Annotated in this window: 20 protein-coding genes; 15 read left to right on the forward strand and 5 right to left on the reverse strand. The window is 43.6% G+C overall.

Annotated elements, in window-relative coordinates:
- The 11 genes from ACYVAA_RS03650 to ACYVAA_RS03700 form a co-directional block, all read left to right on the forward strand.
- Window positions 1-935 (forward strand): M20/M25/M40 family metallo-hydrolase (locus tag ACYVAA_RS03650; RefSeq protein ID WP_460538704.1); only part of this gene is annotated, 935 nt, incomplete at its 5' end.
- A gap of 552 nt (window positions 936-1487) precedes the next feature.
- Complete coding sequence (locus tag ACYVAA_RS03655) at window positions 1488-2657, forward strand: SIS domain-containing protein (protein ID WP_460538705.1); 1170 nt, start codon at window positions 1488-1490, stop codon at window positions 2655-2657.
- Window positions 2658-2664: 7 nt separating this feature from the next.
- Window positions 2665-3588 (forward strand): 1-phosphofructokinase family hexose kinase, encoded by a 924-nt coding sequence (locus ACYVAA_RS03660; protein ID WP_460538706.1) that lies wholly within the window; start codon window positions 2665-2667, stop codon window positions 3586-3588.
- Entirely contained in the window at window positions 3581-4525 is a 945-nt protein-coding gene (locus tag ACYVAA_RS03665; RefSeq protein WP_460538707.1) for a carbohydrate kinase family protein, read from the forward strand. Before ACYVAA_RS03660 ends, ACYVAA_RS03665 begins: the two co-directional genes overlap by 8 nt.
- Window positions 4526-4533: 8 nt before the next feature.
- On the forward strand, window positions 4534-5358 hold the full coding sequence (locus tag ACYVAA_RS03670) for a class II fructose-bisphosphate aldolase (protein WP_460538708.1): 825 nt from the start codon (window positions 4534-4536) through the stop codon (window positions 5356-5358).
- Window positions 5359-6339, forward strand: a complete 981-nt coding sequence (locus tag ACYVAA_RS03675; protein WP_460538709.1) for an amidohydrolase family protein — start codon at window positions 5359-5361, stop codon at window positions 6337-6339. It begins immediately after the preceding gene.
- 68 nt (window positions 6340-6407) lie between these two features.
- Window positions 6408-7814 carry a Gfo/Idh/MocA family protein gene (locus tag ACYVAA_RS03680; protein WP_460538710.1) on the forward strand — a complete coding sequence of 469 codons (1407 nt, stop codon included), beginning with the start codon at window positions 6408-6410 and terminating at the stop codon, window positions 7812-7814.
- Window positions 7815-8017: 203 nt separating this feature from the next.
- Entirely contained in the window at window positions 8018-9547 is a 1530-nt protein-coding gene (gene guaA, locus ACYVAA_RS03685) for a glutamine-hydrolyzing GMP synthase (RefSeq protein WP_460538711.1), read from the forward strand.
- Between the two features lie 222 nt (window positions 9548-9769).
- A complete protein-coding gene (locus tag ACYVAA_RS03690) occupies window positions 9770-11437 on the forward strand; it encodes an ABC transporter substrate-binding protein (RefSeq protein ID WP_460538712.1) in 1668 nt (555 codons plus the stop codon).
- Between the two features lie 8 nt (window positions 11438-11445).
- Window positions 11446-12735: a glutamate-1-semialdehyde 2,1-aminomutase gene (gene hemL / locus ACYVAA_RS03695; protein WP_460538713.1), complete on the forward strand. Its 1290-nt coding sequence runs from the start codon at window positions 11446-11448 to the stop codon at window positions 12733-12735.
- A gap of 128 nt (window positions 12736-12863) precedes the next feature.
- Window positions 12864-13175, forward strand: coding sequence for an ArsC/Spx/MgsR family protein (locus tag ACYVAA_RS03700; RefSeq protein ID WP_460538714.1), 312 nt, complete (start codon window positions 12864-12866; stop codon window positions 13173-13175).
- A gap of 18 nt (window positions 13176-13193) precedes the next feature.
- On the opposite strand, the gene ACYVAA_RS03705 is transcribed toward ACYVAA_RS03700, so the two are convergent.
- Window positions 13194-13679, reverse strand: a complete 486-nt coding sequence (locus tag ACYVAA_RS03705) for a copper resistance protein NlpE N-terminal domain-containing protein (RefSeq protein WP_460538715.1) — start codon at window positions 13677-13679, stop codon at window positions 13194-13196.
- A gap of 9 nt (window positions 13680-13688) precedes the next feature.
- Window positions 13689-14645, reverse strand: a complete 957-nt coding sequence (locus ACYVAA_RS03710; RefSeq protein WP_460538716.1) for a Rossmann-fold NAD(P)-binding domain-containing protein — start codon at window positions 14643-14645, stop codon at window positions 13689-13691.
- Between the two features lie 179 nt (window positions 14646-14824).
- On the opposite strand from ACYVAA_RS03710, the gene kbl reads away from it, so the two are divergent.
- Window positions 14825-16021 (forward strand): glycine C-acetyltransferase, encoded by a 1197-nt coding sequence (gene kbl / locus ACYVAA_RS03715; RefSeq protein WP_460538717.1) that lies wholly within the window; start codon window positions 14825-14827, stop codon window positions 16019-16021.
- A 174-nt stretch (window positions 16022-16195) separates the two neighbouring features.
- Here kbl and cdaA read toward each other — a convergent pair whose 3' ends face one another.
- Window positions 16196-17065: a diadenylate cyclase gene (cdaA, locus tag ACYVAA_RS03720; protein WP_460538718.1), complete on the reverse strand. Its 870-nt coding sequence runs from the start codon at window positions 17063-17065 to the stop codon at window positions 16196-16198.
- A complete protein-coding gene (gene folP / locus ACYVAA_RS03725) occupies window positions 17062-17946 on the reverse strand; it encodes a dihydropteroate synthase (protein ID WP_460538719.1) in 885 nt (294 codons plus the stop codon). Before folP ends, cdaA begins: the two co-directional genes overlap by 4 nt.
- A gap of 15 nt (window positions 17947-17961) precedes the next feature.
- Between folP and ACYVAA_RS03730 the strand changes: the two genes are divergently transcribed.
- The 3 genes from ACYVAA_RS03730 to ACYVAA_RS03740 are packed head-to-tail and all read left to right on the forward strand — an operon-like array spanning window position 17962 to window position 20124.
- On the forward strand, window positions 17962-18513 hold the full coding sequence (locus tag ACYVAA_RS03730) for a DUF1599 domain-containing protein (RefSeq protein WP_460538720.1): 552 nt from the start codon (window positions 17962-17964) through the stop codon (window positions 18511-18513).
- Window positions 18506-19597: a BT_3928 family protein gene (locus ACYVAA_RS03735; RefSeq protein WP_460538721.1), complete on the forward strand. Its 1092-nt coding sequence runs from the start codon at window positions 18506-18508 to the stop codon at window positions 19595-19597. The genes ACYVAA_RS03730 and ACYVAA_RS03735 overlap by 8 nt, the downstream gene beginning before the upstream one ends.
- Window positions 19594-20124 (forward strand): shikimate kinase, encoded by a 531-nt coding sequence (locus ACYVAA_RS03740; protein ID WP_460538722.1) that lies wholly within the window; start codon window positions 19594-19596, stop codon window positions 20122-20124. Before ACYVAA_RS03735 ends, ACYVAA_RS03740 begins: the two co-directional genes overlap by 4 nt.
- On the opposite strand, the gene ACYVAA_RS03745 is transcribed toward ACYVAA_RS03740, so the two are convergent.
- Window positions 20114-21610 carry an OmpP1/FadL family transporter gene (locus ACYVAA_RS03745; RefSeq protein WP_460538723.1) on the reverse strand — a complete coding sequence of 499 codons (1497 nt, stop codon included), beginning with the start codon at window positions 21608-21610 and terminating at the stop codon, window positions 20114-20116. The two genes, ACYVAA_RS03740 and ACYVAA_RS03745, sit on opposite strands and share 11 nt — an antisense overlap.
- Window positions 21611-21628 lie beyond the last annotated feature (18 nt).

The following is a 21628-nucleotide window of genomic DNA, read 5'->3' on the forward strand; positions in this document are numbered from 1 at the left end:
GGACTGCGGTAGGTGTAATCAATCCAGATGCATCCTATAAAGTGGTCATTGAAGCCCATGCAGATGAAATCAGTTGGTTTGTGAATTATATTACAGCGGAAGGCTATATCTATGTCAGGAGAAACGGTGGGTCTGACCATATGATCGCGCCTTCGATGCGGGTCAACATCCATACGGATAAAAAGGTGGTGCCCGGAGTTTTTGGCTGGCCTGCCATACATGTCAGAAAAGGGGATAAGGAGGAAAAGCCTTCCCTGGAGAATATTTTTATAGACGTTGGGGCCAGGTCAAAGGAAGAAGTGGAGGAGTTGGGGATTCATGTCGGATGCGTGGTGACGTTTAAGGATGAATTGATGGACCTTAATGGGAAGTTTTATTCCGGTAGGGCCCTTGACAATAGGATAGGGGGGTACATGATTGCGCAGGTGGCCAAGACCCTGTTTGACAAAGGCATTAAATTGCCATTTGGTCTGTATATCGTGAATGCTGTTCAGGAAGAAATAGGGCTTAGGGGTGCAGAGATGATAGCGGCCAAGATAAAGCCCAACGTGGCCGTGATCACGGATGTGTGTCACGATACCACTGCACCGATGTACAACAAAATTACAAGTGGAGAACAGGTGGCCGGAAAAGGTCCTGTGTTGACTTATGGGGCTTCTGTGCATAAAAAATTATTGGATTTGATTATAGCCTCTGCTAAGAAGAGGGAGTTGCCCTTTCAAAGGGCAGCAGCTTCCAGAAGTACAGGGACGGATACGGATGCTTTTGCTTACTCTAATGATGGAGTGCCTTCGGCATTGGTTTCGTTGCCATTGAAATATATGCATACAACTGTTGAAACAGCCAGTAAAGAAGACATAGAGCATGTGGTGGACTTAATAGTTGGGTTCCTTGAAGACCTGGATCCGGACTATAACTTCAAATATCTGGAGTGATCAATGGAAAGAAGCCTGCTGTTTAGCCGAGCAACTTCGTTTAAACTTGAGGTTCCATCAGGTTTGTTTACAGCAATACAGTATGCCTTTAAATAGAAATAAGAAGCCAGTGCTCAGGTCACTGGCTTTTTCTTTTTTAGTTGTCAAATAGAAGTGCCCCCGGTCTTAAGATGATGAAATATTTTTTTAAAATGGATGTGCTGAAATGTAGGCAGTTTTTCAGGAGGGGATTAAGGCTTTTAGAAAGCTTTTGTTGATTGGCAGAATAATATTGTTTGTAAGGTGGCTTTTGCCCTTGATTTAAGAGGATACTTTTGTTGATGGTGGATAGATCATTTGCTTGAAACATTAATTGTTTGTAGTTCGTTATATAAAAATGATTTGAAATTTTTTTGTTTCATTTTATTTCGTTTAATTTGAGGTGTATATGAAACGAAAGTTTGTCACTCAAGTAGCTCTACTTTGGTTTTCCTATGGGTTGGAGATGAAGGAGCGGGAGGAGATGAGCGGGAGGAGACGAATTTTACCAAATACGATTATTCAAATAAAAATATGATACAAACGACCTATTTGACCTTAAATACGGAAACGGCAGAAGCTAAAGGGGCTTTCCATACTGCAAAGGAGATTGCGGGACAGCCTGAATTGTGGACCATGGTTTTTGACCAGGTTGAGCGGATGAAGGAAGAAATTCAGTCATTTGTGGCGCCGATTTTTAAGAAAAACAATGCAAGGATTATCCTTACAGGAGCGGGGTCTTCTGCCTTTATAGGAGAATCCGCACAAGGAGTAGTGCAGCAAAAAACAGGGGTGTATACTCAGGCAATTGCCACCACAGATTTGGTGACCCATCCAGAATTATTCTTTTTAAAGGACAAGCCAACTTTATTGGTGTCTTTTGCCCGTTCTGGAAACAGTCCTGAAAGTGTGGAGGCGGTAAGGTTAGCCGATGAGTTCTGTGATGATGTTTATCATTTGGTTATCACCTGTAATGCAGAAGGGCAATTGGCAGCTTACGCAGAAGATTGTGGGGGGAATTGTCTGGCCATAGTGCTTCCGGAGGCAGCCAACGATAATAGCCTTGCCATGACCGGCAGCTTTACATCCATGTTGTTGACCGTATTGATGGTAGCTGGAATTGATGAATTGACAGCCATTAAGCCAGCTTTTGAAAATGCGGTGGAGACGGCGAATATCATGCTAAGAACCAAATTGGGGGATTTCGAGAAGTTGGCAGAGCGGGATTTTAAAAGAGTGATTTTCTTAGGTTCAGGGCCTATGTTGGGTATTGCCAGAGAATGTCATCTGAAGCTTCAAGAGCTTACAGACGGGCAGGTGGTATGTAAGCATGATTCCTTTTTAGGTTTCCGACACGGGCCTAGGGCTGTGGCCAATGAGGATTCGGTCATTGTATATTTGTTTGCCAAGGATGGGCATGTGGCCAGGTACGAAAAGGATCTGGCAGATAGCATCGGACAGGACAAGCGGGATATCAAAACTGTAAGTTTTGCTGCTGCTGATACCACTGGCTTTAATTCTATTTTGGAACTGGAGGCCGTAGGTAATGCTGAAGATGCCGTGTTTAATGTCTTGCCTGCTACTCTTGTAGGACAGTTATTGGGCTTCTATAAGTGTCTGCAATTGGGCCTGCAGCCCGATAATCCATCAGTAAGTGGCGCAATCAGTCGGGTAGTACAAGGAGTGAATATTTATAAAAGATAAGTCAAGGATGATTCTCTCGGTATGTCCAAATCCATCAATTGATACTTACGCCTGGATTTCCGCAATGGAAATGGGCGGAGCCAACCGAATCTCAAAACAGGAGGAATTTGCAGGAGGGAAGGGAGTGCATGTAGCTTTGGCCCTCAGTGAATTTGGTCAGAAAACCAACTTGCTGGGGAACTGGGCAGGGCATTCAGGCAAATGGATCGTCGAAACCTGTCGAGCACTGGGAATTGAGAGCACCGGGCCTGAGTTGGAAGGGGCGAACAGAAAATGCTACACTTTTCTTTCTGATGATCCAACCCTCAACCATACAGAGCTCTTGGAGCCCGGGCCGGAAATGACCCGCGAAAAATTGGAGGAGTTTATCCATGTTTTTGAGGAACAAATGAAGCAGTCCGACTTGGCCGTGCTGTCAGGTTCATGGCCAAAGCACGCCTCCGAAGGCGCTTATACGGCTTTGGTAGAGAAGGCGGCAGCGCTGAACAAAAAGGTGATTTTGGATTGTGCCGGGGCAATGCTTGAGAATGCTTTGGAAAAAGGCTTTTTCGGTCTTCATCTGAATGAACATGAGGCCAAAGCCATGTGCGGTACCGATGATCCGATGGAAGCAATCCAGCAGCTGAGTGAAAAGGTTGATTTAATTGCCTTAACCCGAGGGAAGGAAGGACTTTACTTGAATTACCTTGGGAAACTGATCCACGCCAATGTCACCATAGATAAGGTGGTGAGTACGGTTGGAAGTGGGGATTGTTTGACTGCGGGGGTGGCCTACGGGGTAAGCAATGGTTTGTCCGTAGAGGAGATCGCCCGTCATGGAGTGGCTTTTGGAGCGGCCAACTGTCTGAGGAAGGATTTGGGGATGCTGTACAGGAGCGATGTGGAGGCATTGCTTCCCAAAGTAACGATTAAAGAATTGAGCTATGCATAAAAAAGACCTGTTAGTAGTAGGGGAACTCAATATAGATCTGATATTAAACCAGATTCAAGGATTTCCTGAAGTAGGGGAGGAAAAGGTAGCCAAAAAAATGGACGTCACTCTGGGCAGTTCCTCGGCTATTTTTGCTTCCAATATTGCTACACTTGGTGTAGAAACCGCTTTTTGCGGTAAAGTTGGGAATGATGATTTCGGGCAATTTGTCTGTGAGGTTCTTAAGGGAAAGAAAGTCGATACTACTCATATATCCCTTTCAAAAGACCATAAAACTGGTTTGACCGTCGTGATGAATTACGACCAGGACAGGGCAAATGTGACCTATTGTGGAGCGATGGAGGATTTGAGCATTGATGATATCCCCTGGGGAGAGGCATCGGCTTACCGCCATTTCCATTTGTCCAATTATTTCCTTCAGAAAGGTATTCAAAAAGACATTGCCCAGATTTTCAAAAAGGCCAAGGAGGCAGGGATGACCACTTCTTTGGACCTGCAGGTGGATCCAGATAATAAATGGGATTTTGATTACAAGTCCTGTTTACCCTATGTGGATATCTTTCTTCCTAATGAAGCTGAATTACTGGCCCTGACCGGCAAGGACCGCGTCGAAGAAGGCTTGGCTTTGCTAAGCGAATATGCCAATACTATCGCCCTGAAAATGGGAATCAAGGGAGGCTTGGTCTACCAAAAAGGAAAAGTTACAAAAGCTGCGCCATTTGTGAACGAGCAGTTTGTGGATGCCATAGGGGCCGGAGATAGCTTTAATGCAGGTTTTATCTGTAAGTTTTTGGAAGGTAAGGACTGGGAAGAATGCCTCAGGTTTGCCAACCTGACAGGAGCTCTCAATACCACTGCCGCCGGCGGAACCGGCGCGTTTGATAGCCTGCAGGGACTTAAAAACAGGGCACAAACCATATTAAAACAAGAAATTTAATCATTGTCATGAAAATAAAGGATAAATTAAGCCAGTTTACCCAGCAAAAACGCGGTCTATTGGCCACCAATTTCTATAACCTTGAAACGCTTCAAGGAGTGTTGAAAGCAGCATCTGCCCTCAATGAGCCGATCATTCTTCAGCTTACCCAGAGTTCCATTGATTACATGGGCCTGAAGACAGCGGTCTCTTTAGGAAGAGCTGCATTGGATGAATATGGTGTAGAGGGTTGGATTCACTTGGACCATGGCGGTTCTGTGGAATTGGCACAGGCTTGTTTGGATGCAGGTTTTGACTCGGTGATGATAGATGGCAGCGAGCTTCCTTTTGAAGAGAATGTAAAGATCACTCAAGAAGTGGTGAAAAGGGCGCATAAATACGATGCGCATGTGGAGGCTGAACTTGGCTATGTGGCCAAGCTTGGGCAGTCACACCAGCACCAGGGCTTTACCACCGCTGAAGAGGCTAAAACTTTTGTGGAGCAGACCGGAGTGGATGCACTGGCAATTTCCATAGGTACTGCCCATGGGTTTTATAAGGAAGAGCCAAAGTTGCGCTTTGACCTGTTGAGTGAGATTGCTGCGGTTACTCCAGCCACGCTTGTGTTGCACGGAAGCTCAGGCGTGCCTGAAGAGCAATTGAGAGAGGCGATCTCCAAAGGGATCTGTAAGGTCAATTTGGCTACAGAGATTAAAAATATCTTTATGAAGACCTTGCAGCAATTGCTTTTGCAAAACGAGGAGATCGATTTGCGTAAGGTGTTTCCAAAGGCTACCAAGGAAGTAACCGACCTGGTGAGTTATAAGTTAGACATAATGAAAAACCAAAAATAAATGATTACCCCCTTTATAGACGCACATGTTCATTTGAATACTAACTCCATCGCAAAAATGGAAAAAGCGTTGGAGTATGGGGTTTCATTTCTTTCCATCAATACGGAAATTCCTTTTTTTGACTCCATAGAAGGACAGGCAAATGTGATCGAGGAGTTGAATAAGAAGTATCCCAATCGGATCAAGTACATTACCTCATTTTCTACGGAAGGATGGGGTGAACCTGATTGGGCAGAAAAAGCTATTCAGCAGATCAAAAGGGGCTTGGATAATGGTGCTGTAGGTGTCAAGATCTGGAAAAATATTGGGATGGAACTCCAGGATAAGGATGGGCGCTTTATCATGATCGATGATGAAAGTATCAAACCTATTTTGGATTATCTCGAAGAAAACAATATTCTTTTGATTGGCCATCAGGGTGAGCCAAAAAATTGCTGGTTGCCATTGGAGGAGATGACGGTTGATTCGGACAGGAACTACTTTAGTGGACATCCCGAGTACCATATGTACCTTCACCCTGAGTACCCTTCTTATGAAAAGCAAATGGAGGCCAGGGACAGGATTCTGGAACGTCACCCCCGACTTCAATTTGTAGGGCTCCATCTGTTGAGTATGGAGTGGAGCATCGATGAAGTGTCCAAACGCTTGGACAAGTATCCCAATTTGATTACTGATCTTGCTGAGAGGATCTGTCATTTGCAGCTCCAGAGCCAGTCCCGTTGGGAGGATGTAAGGGACTTTATGATCAAGTATCAGGACAGGATCATTTATGGGACTGATGTGATTGATGACGGTTCTTTTGGAGAAGAAGGCGTGGCAGAAAGGTTTGAGCGGTTGTGGAAATTTCATTGGGACTTCTTCGCTACAGACAAGGAGTTGGAGGCCCCCGAATTTACCGGTACTTTCAAAGGGCTGAGTTTGCCCGAGGAAGTACTTCAAAAAGTACTCTATACCAATGCGGCCAAAGTCTATGGTTTTTAATGACGACTCGAAGACCTAAGCTGTGTTTGACAAAATAAAATTTACACTAAACCATTAAGTCATTAATTATGAGCAACAATAGAAGAGATTTTCTTAAGCTTTCTGGGCTAGCAGGTATGGGCTTAGTAGGGGCAGGGATGAGTGGTTTTACCCAAGCGGAGCTAGATGAAGTATTAAAGCAAAGTAAGCGAAAGCATAGCCAGCGGTTCAATATGTCCGGTTATGCTGCGCCTAAGTTGGATGTGGTCCGCGTAGGTTTTATCGGCCTGGGAATGCGCGGCCCGGGGGCTGTTGAGCGAATGAGCAAAATTAAAGGCGTAGAGATCAACGCGCTTTGCGATCTAAGACCAGAAATGGTGGATGAGGTGCAAAAGACGCTGAAAGGTACGCCGCATAAGCCTACTTCCTACTCCGGATCTGCTTATGCATGGAAAGAAATGATTGACAAGGAAGATCTTGATCTGGTATATATTGTTACTCCTTGGGAATGGCATACACCAATGGCGGTTTATGCGATGGAAGCGGGCAAGCATGTGGCGGTAGAGGTTCCTGCAGCTACCACTTTGGAGGAATGCTGGCAATTGGTGGAGACTTCAGAGCGCACCAAGAAGCATTGTATGATGCTTGAGAACTGCTGCTATGATTTCTTTGAAATGATGACCTTGAACATGGCCAGAGATGGGTTCTTTGGTGATGTCATGCACGGAGAAGGAGCGTATATTCACGATCTTTTGGGATTGAACTTTAGCAAAGATGCCTACCAGGATATGTGGAGGTTGAAGGAGAACTTCCGTGATGGCAACCTTTATCCTACCCATGGATTGGGGCCGGTTTGCCAAATTATGGATATCAACAGGGGGGACCAAATGGATTATCTGACTTCTCTTTCCAGCAATGACTTCATGATGAAGAGCCATGCCCAAGAGTTGGCAGGAGATGATAACTTCTTTGCTTCTTATGCTACCAAAAATTACAGGGGTAATATGAACACCACGATGGTGAAAACCAAGAAGGGGCGTTCTATTATGATCCAGCATGATGTGACCTCTCCAAGACCTTACTCTAGGATCCATTTGGTAAGTGGTACTAAGGGAATGGCCAGAAAATGGCCTAAGGAAGGTGTAGCTACCGGTCATAGGTGGTTTACAGACGAGCAGATGACAGAGCTTCAGGAAAAATATACTCCGGAAATTACCAAAAAAGTGGGAGAGATGGCCAAGAAAATCGGTGGCCATGGAGGAATGGACTTCATGATGATCTGGAGATTGATCGACTGTTTGAGAAATGGATTGCCTTTGGATCAGGATGTGTATGATGCAGCACTTTGGAGCGCTATTGCGCCACTGACAGAGTGGTCTGTGGCTAACCGATCCAATTCAATAGATGTGCCTGACTTCACCGGGGGGGCTTGGAAAACCAATGCCCCTGTGGATGTTACTCTCAAAGGAGGAGGCACTACTGAGGTGAGAATTTAATGTCATAAATAACGTTTTCTATTTCCCAAAGCCCTGGCTCCTTGAGTCAGGGCTTTGTTTTTTTGTTTTAAGGATTAGGCTCCATGGTAAAGAAGGTGTGAACAAGAGGAAGAGGACTGAATAAATTTTAAGGGGTCCCAAATAATATTCCGAATTTTTAAAAAACTACTTTTTCGTTTCTTTAAGTGTGGTTACCTTTGCGCATGGCAGAACAAATACTAATCCTAGATTTTGGTTCCCAGTATACACAGCTTATCGCCAGAAGAGTACGAGAACTCGATGTTTACTGTGAAATCCATCCCTTCAATAAGATTCCGGAAATTACTTCAGACATTAAAGGGGTTATTTTATCCGGTAGCCCTTGCTCAGTAAAGGATGAAGGCGCTCCTGATATAGACCTTGATCAATTCCGAGGCAAACTTCCATTGCTTGGCGTATGTTACGGTTCACAGCTGCTTGCGCAGAAATATGGTGGGAACGTGGCTCCCTCTGAGATCAGGGAATACGGTAGGGCAAACCTTAGCTTTATAGATAAACACAATGACCTTTTCCATGAGGTTTCTCATGGATCACAGGTATGGATGTCTCATGGTGATACGATCAAAGACCTTCCTGAAAGCTGGGAAGTGATTTCCAGTACTCCATCTGTAAAAGTGGCGGCTTTCAAGGTGCCTAATGAACATACCTTTGGTATTCAGTTCCACCCCGAAGTGACCCATTCACTGGAAGGCAAAAACCTGCTCAGGAATTTTGTGGTACAGATCTGTGGTTGCAGTCAAGATTGGACTTCTGATGTATTCATCGATAGCTCTATTGCAGAACTCAAAGAAAAGTTGGGGGATGATAAAGTGGTAATGGGACTTTCAGGAGGTGTGGATTCCTCTGTCGCAGCCACTTTGATTCACCGGGCTATAGGTGATAACCTTACTTGTGTATTTGTAGACAACGGACTTCTGCGTAAAAATGAATATGAAGAGGTACTGGATTCATACAAGCACATGGGCCTTAATGTGATCGGTGTGGATGCCAAGCAACGTTTTTATGATGCACTGACCGGTAAAACTGATCCTGAAGATAAGCGGAAAGCCATAGGGAATACCTTTATTGAGGTGTTTGATGATGAGGCGCATAAGATAGAAGGAGTGAAGTGGTTGGGCCAAGGAACTATTTATCCTGATGTGATCGAATCTGTGTCCGTTAACGGTCCTTCTGCCACGATCAAATCCCACCACAATGTAGGGGGGCTGCCTGATTTTATGAAGCTAAAGGTAGTCGAGCCGTTGAATACCTTGTTTAAAGACGGGGTAAGGGAAGTAGGAAGGTCGTTGCAGATTCCCGAAAACATTATTGGGCGTCATCCTTTTCCAGGACCAGGATTGGCCATTAGGATTCTAGGAGACATCACTCCCGAAAAAGTAGCTACCCTTCAAGAGGTGGATCATATTTTTATCCAAGGCCTGAAAAATGATGGGCTTTATGATGAGGTGTGGCAGGCAGGCGCCATCTTGCTTCCTGTTCAGTCAGTAGGAGTGATGGGGGATGAAAGAACCTATGAAAAAGTAGTTTCTCTTAGAGCGGTAACTTCCGTTGACGGAATGACGGCTGATTGGGTTCATTTGCCCTATGAATTCCTAGGAAAGATTTCAAATGATATTATCAATAAGGTGAAAGGTGTGAACAGGGTTGTTTACGATATCAGCTCCAAGCCACCTGCCACCATTGAGTGGGAATAAAGAAAGAGCCTGGTTTAAATCAGGCTTTTTTTATGTGGTTTTGCATCAAAATCAATTAAATTCGTGTTCCGCCTTAGAGAAAGGTATAAAATTTGATTTTAGTTGAAGGTAGGCTTTATCCACTACTGGGAATTTAATGCGAGTAAGTCCAAGGCCTTCTTGTTGAGGTTGTTTGCGGGCCCTGAGCAATGCCTTTTAAAAACTAATGAAAGTTATTCATCCATGAAAAAGATCAATCTACTATTACTCCTTGTCCTACTTTTTCAATTTTCGGTTTGGGCACAGAGCGGTACCGGGTATAGTAATGCTGTAAGACTTATTGACAGTGGTAATACAGCGGATGCCATGGAGCGCTTGCGCCCCTATTTAAGTTACAGGGATTATGGTAAATTGTCGATGTATGCCCGGTATCATTTTGCAAGAGCTGCCTACACCAACGGTCAGTACCAACTTGCCCAAGCGACATTAGAGCAACTGTTGGATGAGTATGAATGGGAGAAAGAGGATGAAGCGCATTATTTACTTGTGCTTAGTTACTTTGGGCAAAACCAGGCTTTTTCGGGCTTGAGTGAGATAAGCAAGATTAGAGAGGAAAGCCTTCAGCAAGAAGCGTTTAAGGCCAGTTATGATTTTTTGAGCAAAAATGCAACAGTAAGCTTTATGGTCGCGCACTGGAATGCATTTAAGGGCAATGAAGGTTATGTCAGGGCCCTAGAGGAAAAACTCAAGGCGCAGACCGTGCTAACCAGCAGTGAAAAACAAATATTGAATGAACTTAAGGGAATCACCAATGGTAACGGGGCCAAGGCCTCCATGGATCGAATCGTAAATAATACCTTGGATGTCGCTATCGTGTTGCCCTTTAACTATCAAGGCGGAAGCGGGGTAAGAAATATCAAAGGGAATAACTTTGTTTTTGAATTGTATCAAGGGATAGATCTGGCCTTAAAGGATGCCAAGAAAAATGGCGTGGATATTAATGTGATGACTTTCGATACAGAAAGAAAAGACGAGGTAGTACGGAAGATTTTGACGGACCCGTTTTTTCACAGGGCGGATATTATTATAGGTCCTGTTTATCCTGAAGAGACTGAGTTGGTATCGGCTTTTGCAGAGAGAAACCAGATCCCATTTATCAATCCGGTGTCCAATATTGCAGAAAATTTTGACGGAAGGGATTATGCATATCTCTTCCGGCCTTCCACTAAGGTGGTGGTAAATCATCTGTTGGAATATGCCAGAAGGCATGTCTCCGGTAAAAAAGTAGCCGTGGCCTATTCCGGATCAACTAAAGACGAACTGCTGGCCAAGGAATATGCCGAAGAGGCAAGCAGAATGGGATACCAAATAGTATATAATCAAAAGGTTGCCTCCAATAATATCAGAAGGTTTTTAAGTGATGTAGGGATAAGGTCAGGGCAATCCACTTCAAAAGTTGACCAAGTGATTATCTTTTCCGATGACCCTTATATTGCTTCCCCGACACTTGCCTTGCTGGAATCAATGTCAACCACCACACCTATATTTGTAATGGACAGTTGGTTGTTCTTTAACTTCGCGAATTTTGAGTTGTTGGAAGGCAATGACTTGCACTATATTGGAAATAATACGATCAACATGGCCAAGTCGGAAGTGGATGATTTTAGGTTTCGCTTTTTTGAAAAATACAATAGTTACCCAGGGGATTATGCCTATATGGGATATGATCTGATGACTTGGGTGTCTAATACCATCAACAACAGGAATGGGTTTGACTTCAGGGCCAACCTGAACCAGAGAGGGCAGGTAGATGGAAACCTGAGTTTTGGCTTGAATTTCAGGAACAGTCAATGCAATCTATATGTTCCGTTTTTGAAGTTGAACCAAGGAAAACTCCAAGAAATAAAATAAAAGTTTTAATGGATATTAAGAATAGTAAAGCGCTTTTTGCCAGCGCTCAACATGTCATTCCCGGTGGAGTGAATTCACCAGTAAGGGCTTTTAAAGCAGTAGGGGGAGATCCCTTGTTCATCAAGAGGGCAGATGGGCCTTATCTTTTTGATGAAGATGGCAATAAATACATAGAATTGATCAACAGTTGGGGGCCAATGATCCTAGGGCATAATCACCCTGTGATCAAAGAGGCCATTGCCAAAGCACTCGAAACAGGAACTTCATTTGGGGCTCCTACTGCAAAGGAGATAGAAATAGCAGAACTGATTACCAAGATGGTGCCATCGGTAGAAAAGGTACGAATGGTTAATTCCGGCACGGAGGCAACCATGTCCGCTATCCGTCTGGCAAGGGGTTATACTGGCAGGGATAAGTTCATTAAGTTTGAAGGAAATTATCACGGTCACGGTGATTCGTTCTTAATCGCAGCGGGTTCGGGAGCCATTACCATGGGAGAACCGAACAGTCCCGGAGTGACCAAAGGCACCGCTAAAGATACCTTGTTGGCGCCATATAATGATTTGGATGCGGTCAAGGCCTTGGTAGAAGCCAATAAAGGCGAGGTGGCCGCGATTATTCTGGAGCCTGTACCTGGGAACATGGGGCTTGTATTACCGAAGAAAGGTTTCCTTGAAGGCTTGCGGACCTTATGCGATAACGAAGGGATCGTATTGATCTTTGATGAAGTAATGACCGGTTTCCGATTGGCGCAGGGCGGAGCCCAAGAAGTATTTGGGGTCACTCCTGATTTGACCACCATGGGTAAAATAATCGGTGGGGGGATGCCTGTCGGGGCCTATGGAGGTAAAAAGGAAATCATGGATTTTGTATCTCCTGTAGGACCGGTTTATCAGGCGGGAACCTTGTCGGGAAACCCTATCGCAATGGCTGCCGGTTTGGCCATGCTGCAATATCTGCACGATCATTCAGAGGTGTATAAGGATTTAGCAGAAACCGGAAAAAGTATTGTGGAAGGGGTGAAGGCAAGTTTGAAGAAATTGGGTTTAGACTATACCACCACCCACTTGGGAAGCATGTACAGCATGTTTTTTACCAACGAAGAGGTTTACGACTTTGAGTCTGCTAAAAAATCCGACACCGCCTTATTTGGTAAGTATTTCCAGGCCATGTTGAGAAGGGGCGTTTATTTGCCTCCGTCACAATTTGAAAGCCTGTTTCTGTCCACATCCCTCGACAAGGGGCATGTAGCGCACATTGTTCAGGCCAGTGAAGATGCATTGAATGAGATTTTGTGATGGCTCTAATAAGGTCCTGCGCTTTTAAGGCGCCGGCTTCCAGCAAGAAAATAGTACAAGAACAAATAATTGACAAGAACATTATGGCAGATAAACTGAAGGTGTACGGTATCAAAAATTGTGATACAATGAAAAAGACCTTTAAGCTTTTGGATGAAATCAAAGTGGATTACCAGTTTGTAGATTATAAAAAAGAGCATCCCTCCTCCGAACTTATTCAGTCGTTTTTGGATAAAGTTAACTTGGAATCATTGGTCAACAAGCGCGGGACAACTTATAGAAAGCTGTCTGAAGATGTAAAGGAAAAGGTGGATGAGCGTGCAACTGCTATACCATTGTTGATAGAAAACAGTAGTATGATTAAGAGGCCGGTGATGGTTTATCCCGATGGGGAAATTTTGGTAGGCTTTGATAAGTCACTGATTGAAAATAAAAAATAAAACCTGGGTAACCAGGTTTTATTTTTTTGTCAGTTTGTAGTTCAGTGTTGAATCTATTTTTTTCTTGTTTTGGTCAAGCAGGGTAAATGAATTCCCGTCCTTTTCTTGAAGGAAGTTTTTGAAAATGCTTCCGTTTTCATCGATCAGACTGATGAGCATGGCGCCGGGATTTTCATTGGTCCCATAAATTACTTCATATCGTCCACTGGTCTCAAAAGTTCTGTCCCCTTCTGGCGTGCCAAGGAAAGTTTCCTTTAACCGGAACCCTCGGGAGGTTTTGTCGGGATGGTTTTCAAGATACAGTGTCATCTTGATTCCTGAACAGTCTGCACAGGGAACAGTCCCCTCATAAGTATACCAAGTAGATGTGCCTGTTTCAAGTGGCTTGTCCGCTGCTTCCGTTGTTTCATTTATTGAATTATTGGAGTTCTCTTGCGGAGAAGGATCACAGGCTACCAGCAGGCTTCCAATGAGGGGAATGAATAAAGTCCAGCTACTTTTCATTAGGGTACGTTATTTGAAGTTGACCAAATATGCCGGTAAGTTAGTCAAAATATCCTGTGTCATTTCTTCAAGCCCGTAAGAATGTTGCCAGCCCCAATCGGTTTTGGCCGCACTGTCATCTATGCTGTCAGGCCAGGTGTCTGCTATGTGTTGTCGGAAGTCAGGCTTATAGGTGATTTCAAACTCAGGAAGATGCTTTTGTATGCAGGCATGCAGTTCTTTTGGGGAGAAACTGATGCCTCCCAAATTATAGCTTGAGCGGATTTTGATATGTTCTGCCGGGGCGTGCATCAAGTCAATGGTGGCTTTGATGGCGTCGGGCATGTACATCATGGGAAGATAGGTGTTCTCAGCAAGAAAGCATTCAAACTTTTCACCCTCAATGGCTTTATGGAATATGTCTACGGCGTAATCCGTCGTGCCACCTCCCGGTAGAGATTTATATCCGATCAAGCCTGGATAGCGAAGACTTCTTACGTCTACATTGTACTTCTGAAAATAATAATCACACCATCTTTCCCCAGCTTGCTTAGAGATCCCGTAAACGGTATTGGGGTCCATAATGCAGTGTTGCGGCGTCTGTTGCATGGGCGTGTTCGGGCCGAATACAGCAATGGAGGAAGGCCAGTAAACTTTATTGAGCTTTTGTACTTTTGCCAGCTCCAAGATGGAAAGAAGGCTGTCCATGTTCAGTTTCCACGCAAAAAGAGGGTTCTTTTCACTCGTGGCGGACAGAATGGCGGCAAGATGGTAAATCTGTGTGACTTTTTCCGCTTTGACAATTTTTGCCAGCTCCTCATGGTCGAGAACATTGAGGGGATAAAAGCGGCAATAGTCAAATTTGTAGGCGGCAGCTTCATTGATGTCTGTTGCAATGACATTGTCGCCGCCATAAATTTCTGTGAGTGCATAAGTCAACTCGGACCCTAATTGTCCAGCTGCTCCTGTGATAAGTATCTTTTCCATAATCTCTGTGAAGTGCGCTAATTCAAATTAGCTACCTCTCCTTCTTATATTTAGGGTTTACATCTTTAGTAAAATTAATAAATTCAATCTTATCAATCTTACCAAATATAAATATTTTCAATTACTTTTATGTGAAAGTTTTTGAATTACGAAAATACAAAAAAAAATCCAAATATATCATGTACGAAAGTTTAAAAAGTAAATTAGGTAAGGAACTGAAAGAAATTGAAGAGGCCGGTCTGTATAAGTCTGAGCGAGTGATAACCTCCCCGCAGGGGGCGGAGATTGCTATCTCGGGAGGCAAGCAGGTATTGAATTTTTGTGCCAATAATTATTTAGGCCTTTCCAGTCATCCTAAAGTGGTTCAGGCAGCCAAGGACGCTATAGATTCCCACGGCTATGGGATGTCCTCTGTGCGTTTTATCTGTGGTACACAGGATATTCATAAAACCTTGGAGGATAAAATAAGCGAGTTTTTGGGGACGGAGGATACCATATTGTATGCTGCAGCCTTTGATGCCAATGGGGGTGTTTTCGAGCCGCTGTTAGGGCCGGAAGATGCGATTATCTCCGATGCGCTGAATCATGCTTCGATTATCGATGGCGTGCGTCTGTGCAAAGCCATGCGGTTTCGTTACAAGCACAATGATATGGAGGATTTGGAGGAGCAGCTTAAAGCAGCCGATGAAAAAGGGGCAAAGCAAAAATTGATTGTGACGGACGGCGCCTTCTCCATGGATGGAACAATTGCTCAGATGGATAAAATAGTGGCTCTAGCAGAGAAGTACAATGCTTTGGTCATGTCCGATGAATGTCACTCTACCGGTTTTATCGGAGAAACAGGTCGTGGGGTACATGAGCTGAAAGGGGTAATGGGTAAGATGGACATCATTACCGGTACCTTGGGCAAGGCATTAGGGGGAGCTTCAGGAGGCTTTACCTCGGGGAGAAAGGAGATCATAGATATTCTGAGGCAGCGATCAAGACCTTATTTGTTTTCCAATACTTTGGCACCTGCCATTACCGGTGCTTCTATTGCAGTTTTTGACCTTTTGTCAAGTACCACGGAGCTGAGGGATAAACTGGAGGCGAATACGACTTATTTCAGGGAGAAAATGACAGAGGCGGGATTTGATATCAAGCCGGGCGTCCACCCTATTGTTCCGATTATGCTTTATGATGCGGCACTCTCCCAACAGATGGCAGAAAAACTGTTGGAGAAAGGGATTTATGTGATCGGTTTTTATTACCCAGTAGTGCCTAAAGGACAAGCCAGGATCAGGGTACAGGTGTCGGCAGCCCATGAACAGGAACATCTGGATAAGGCAATCTCAGCTTTTATTGAAGTTGGAAAGGAATTGGGAGTTATAAAATAATTGTAGCGGTTATGCCAGTGCTTCAAAATTTGCAAGGTGTTTCCTCCAGAGCTCGCATAATTAACATGGGGTCTTGGGGATTGATTTTTCTGAATTTCAGGAGACTTTTATGAAAGCAGTTCTTGAAGTAAAGGCGGATAATCTTATAAAAAAAGCGGCCCAAAGGGTCGCTTTTTATGCTTCAGCAGGTCGCTGTTTGAGCTTTTTACTTTCGAAGGAAGAGGTGACAAATTCAAACTTATCATCAATGTCAATTCCTGTAAGGTAGCTGTTGAGGATTTCACGCACCTCTTGAAAGGAGAGGTTGTGAAGAATATTGCCGTTTTTGGCCATGGATACCTGTCCGGTTTCTTCAGATACTATCAGTACCAGTGTATCGGTGGCTTCTGACATTCCTATGGCAGCCCGGTGCCTAAGGCCAAAATGGGCGGGAACTTCTTTTTCCGTTACGGGAAGAATGCACCTGGCAGCTTTTACCTTTCCGTTATAGATAATAACTGCTCCGTCATGCAGGGGGCTGTATTTGTTAAATATGGAAATCAGTAATCTTTTTGAAACTACCGCATCTATCAGGTCACCGCTTTCGGCATAAAACTTCAATTCTGAATTTCGGGATATCACCATCAGGGCTCCCGTGCTGGTGCCGGCCAATGATTTGGACGCTTCAATAATCGGCGTGATGTTGAAGGCCATTGTTTCCTTTTTTCTCCAAAACAGCAACTCCTGAAGAACATTCTCATTGGAAAGGATGGATGTTTTGCCAATAATCAACAGGAATTTTCTGATTTCTGGGGCAAAAAGGATCAGGGCAGCAATCACACCTACCCCCATAAACTGTCCCAAAATGATGGACAACAGTTCCATTTTGGCAGCATTGACGACAAGGTAGACCAAGTATAGTGACATAAACCCCAAAAAAATCTTAATGGCAACGCTTCCCCGCATCAATTTATAGACCTGGTAAATCAATATGCTTACCAAGGTGATGTCTATAATATTGACGATGGAAACGTCTAAAAAACCTATTTTGAAAAGTAAGTTCAAGGGTATATGTTTTTATATAGTTTAATTGTTTCAGTTGCTTCTTTTACATCATGTACTCTCAATATTTTGGCCCCATTGATTAGGGCTACCATGTTTAAAGCTGTAGTTCCATTCAGGGCTTCTTCAGGAGTTATGTTTAAGGTTTTATAAATCATCGACTTCCTGGAGAATCCTGCTAATATAGGTTGACCTATAGTAGTAAAATAGGATAAGTTTTTAAGAATCCTATAATTTTGTTCAATAGTTTTGGCAAAGCCAAATCCTGGATCTATTATAACATCATTAATGCCAGCTTTGCGACATTGGTTCAATTTTTCATTAAAAAATGATAAAATTTCCTTTTCTATATTATTATACTCTGTTTTGCCCTGCATGGTTGCAGGATTTCCCCGCATGTGCATGCAGATATAGGGAAGTTTTATTTTTCCTACAGTAGGAATCATATCAGGATCCAATTCGCCTCCAGAAATATCGTTGATGATATCGGCCCCCTCTTTGGCTGCGGCCAGGGCTACTTCATGTCGGAAAGTATCTATGGATACCAAAGTGTCAGGAAACTTTTCTTTGAGCGCTTTTAATGCTGGTAAGATCCTGTCCATTTCCGATTTTGGACTGACATCTTCCGCTCCCGGCCTGCTGCTGTAGCCTCCAAGGTCCAAAATCTTAGCGCCTTCCTGAACCATTTTTTCTGCTTGGGATAGTAGGAGGGATATGTCTCCCGCCATTCTGCTTTTGGCAAAAAAAGAATCAGGCGTAACATTAAGAATGCCCATTACCACAGGTTCATCCAAGAGAAAGAGCTTTCCTTTAATTTGAAGTGTTATTTTTGAGGGAAATAATTTATCTTCGATTTCCGAAGAAGACGTTGGACTATCTTTCATTAAATCAATATTGCTTTGAAAACGCAAACAGTAAGCGAATATAATCAAGTTATCACCCTTTGTAAAGAACTTTTTAAGAAGAAAACGACAGATTACGGGACTGCATGGAGGATACTGAGATTGCCCTCCATAACAGACCAAATCTTCATAAAAGCCCAAAGGATAAGGTCCATCCAGGAAAAGGGGACCCAGATGGTAAATGATCCTGTCCAGGATGAGTTTATAGGGATTATCAACTATTGTATCATTGCCCTGATTCAGTTGGATTTGACAGCTGATGACCGGTTGGAGTTGGGGTTTGAGGAGTTGGAGCCATTGTATGATAAGTGGGTGGATGCTACCAGGGGATTATTGGAAAACAAGAATCATGACTATGGGGAGGCCTGGAGAGATATGAGGATTTCATCCATTACGGATATTATTTTGATGAAACTGTACCGGGTAAAGCAAATAGAAGACAATCAGGGCAAGACCCTTGCTTCTGAAGGAGTAGATGCCAACTATCAAGATATGATCAATTATGCTGTCTTTTGTTTAATCAAATTAAAGGAAGTGCAGAATGCTTAAGAAGATCATTTTGAATCTGTTCAGGTTCATAGTAGGAGGCCTGTTTGTTTTTTCCGGATTGATCAAAGTAAACGATCCAGTAGGTACCTCCATTAAGATGCAAGAGTATTTCGAGGTTTTTGCCCATGACATCAGCCCATTTTTTGAAGTGTTTAAGGACCTTGCTCTTCCCATTTCCATATTCCTTATTGTATTGGAGGTGGCTTTGGGAGTGATGTTGCTTATTAACTACAAGACCAAGTTGACCATTAATTTGCTTGTGCTATTGATTGTGTTCTTTACCTTTCTCACCTTCTATTCGGCTTATTTCAATAAAGTAACCGATTGTGGATGCTTTGGGGATGCGATCAAATTAACGCCTTGGCAGTCCTTTTATAAAGATATTGTATTATTGGTGATGATAGGTGTCCTTTTCATTTTTAAAAACCAGCTTCCGGAAGCGCGTGGGACTTGGGTGAAGATGACCATGTGGGGGACTTTGCTCATGACGCTGGGACTTTCGGTGTGGGCAGTAAGGAATTTGCCTTTCATTGATTTCAGAGCCTATAAGGAAGGCGTGGATATCGCCGAAGCCATGCAGCCTTCAGGGACATTGGAATACCGCTATATCATGAAGAAAGATGGGAAGGAGGTTGTTTTGGATGATTATCCCACTGACGAGTCTTATGAGTTTGTGGACATGCAGTTGAAAAACCCGGAAGTTCTTCCGAAAATTTCAGATTTTGCTATTTGGAATGATAGCGGAGATTTTACGGATGCCATTTTGGAGGGTGATAAGATTTTGATATTGATCAGTAATTTTGAGAAAATGGAGAAATCCAAGCTGGATTTGCTGGAGCCTTTGATGGCGCAAAAAGAAATCGAAACGGTGATTATTACTGCCAGCTCAGCAGAAGAAATAGAGGGGGTGCTGAGCGAAAAGTCCTGGGACGTTCCCTATTATTACGGAGATGCTACCGTGGTGAAAACCATGATCCGGGCAAATCCCGGGATAATGCTTCTCCAGAACGGCAAGGTCATTAAAAAATATCATATCAATAATACTCCTCAGGCTGAGGAGGTAAAACGCTTATTCACCCAATGATAAAACATTCAAAGATTGTTTTGGTAGGAATGCCTGGTTCCGGTAAATCCACGCTAGGTAAAATGTCGGCAAAACAGCTGAAATTTGATTTTTATGATCTGGATGAAGAGATAGTAAAGGAGGAGGGGATGGAGATTCCGCAGATTTTCATGAAAAAAGGAGAAGGCTATTTCAGGAAGCTGGAGACCAAGGTGCTTAACCAACTGCTTGACAGGGACAGCTCTTTTTTGCTTTCTACAGGAGGCGGGGCTCCCTGCTTCAATGAAAATATGGAGTTGATCAACGAAAAAGGGATTTCAGTATTTTTAGAGGTGAGCCTGAGTCAGATTTTGGATCGGCTTACAAAAGCTGAGGCGGAAAAAAGGCCGATGTTTCAAGGCCTTGATGCTGGTGAAATTATGCTCAAACTGCAAAACCTTATGGCCGATCGGGTCGGTTATTACGAGAAGGCAAAAATAAAGCTCAGTGGAGATGATATTTCCACTGAGCATTTGATTTCTGAGTTAATGAGCTTTTTTAGAAACTGAAGCCAACTGTAAGCAGGCCTCTGGTGCTTTTGTTGTCTATGCTGACCAGATCAGCTCCTGGGTAAGATGTGTAAAACGAGTCAAATTGACTGTGTACAAGTCCCAGGTCTATATACATTTTGGGGAGTTTTACCCCAACACCTCCAGTGAACTGTGTCTTTGATCTATCGAGTCCCGAGTTTTCGTAGGGATCTCCATAATATGCAGCTCCGGCCCTTAAGCGGAACAGTTTTATTCTATATTCTGCCCCTGCACGGTAATTGAGTGCACTGCCTGCCAATTCTGAAATTTGATCGTTTGCAGCATCCAGCCCAAAATCAGGAGAGGATAAGTGCATGCTGGAATAATCAATATAGTCCACATCAGCTGTGATAAAACCGCTTTTATTAAAGAAGAAGGCTGCACCGCCGCTCACCTTCATTGGGCTTCTAAGGTTGATTGCTGAGAAATAAATGTCACTTTGGGCAAATTCATCAAAATCAAAATTGCCATCAAGGTCATAGTATTCCGCAAGCAGGTCTGCATCAAACTCTTCTTCATATCGTGTCCAGGTTGGGGAACTATAAGATAGCCCCAAGTTTAACTGGTCCACCGGTTTGTAAATCATTCCTAAATTAAGGTTGATGCCGGTTCCATTATGGAAAAGGTTTTCCCTGAGGGAATAATACAATGACGTATTGCCGTTATTGTCAATAAATTCCTCGTTGAACGTTTTGAATGAAGTGTAATCGATGGAAGTCAGTCCCAAAGAACCTCCGATAAAGAGCTTGTTTTTATAGTTAGTACCGTAGGCAAATGAAATTTGGGTCATATTCCCCTCTGTTTCTATCAATTCGTCATGAAAAGGAGGGATTGGAGAGTCAAAGTTTGGAGAACCATCCTGGTTTGGGTCGTAGGAATACTCTGTAGGATAATAGCTGCCATTGTCCAAAACAACCAGCCCCACATCTAAGGGAAGTCCAGCGGGATCCCCGACTCCTGGAGCTCCGAATTGGTTATAATCGTTGGCATAGAAATCCAGTAAGGAGCTGTTGCCTTCAATGTCAGAGAAATAGCCAAAGGTGTTGTTGAAATTGGTCAGGCGGTTAATGCTGATCCCAAAGGAATGACCTCTCCAGTTGTCCGTGTTTAATGGATCCTTCGTCTTATTAATAACGATGCTGAGGTTGGGCAATGCAAAGTTTCCTTTGGTGTCCGACTGAGGTTGATTGAGAAAAGTGGAGTTGGATTGCCAGTTTTCATAGGAGGTGCTGAAGCTGAACTCTGATTTCCGAAAGAATCCCAATCCGGCAGGGTTTCCTGAAATGTTCGAAATATCACCGCCGAGAGCATATTGACTACCGCCCAATGCCATGATCCGGGCCGATCCGGAAGCGTTAAAATAACTATATCTCAGAGCATCGTCAAATGATTGGGCTTGAACGCCAGCCATAGAAAAGCCCCCTAATAGAATTGATCCTATGATAGTTTTACTTAGTAGTCTCATAAATTAATTAATAATACA

The organism is Echinicola sediminis (genome assembly GCF_054777495.1).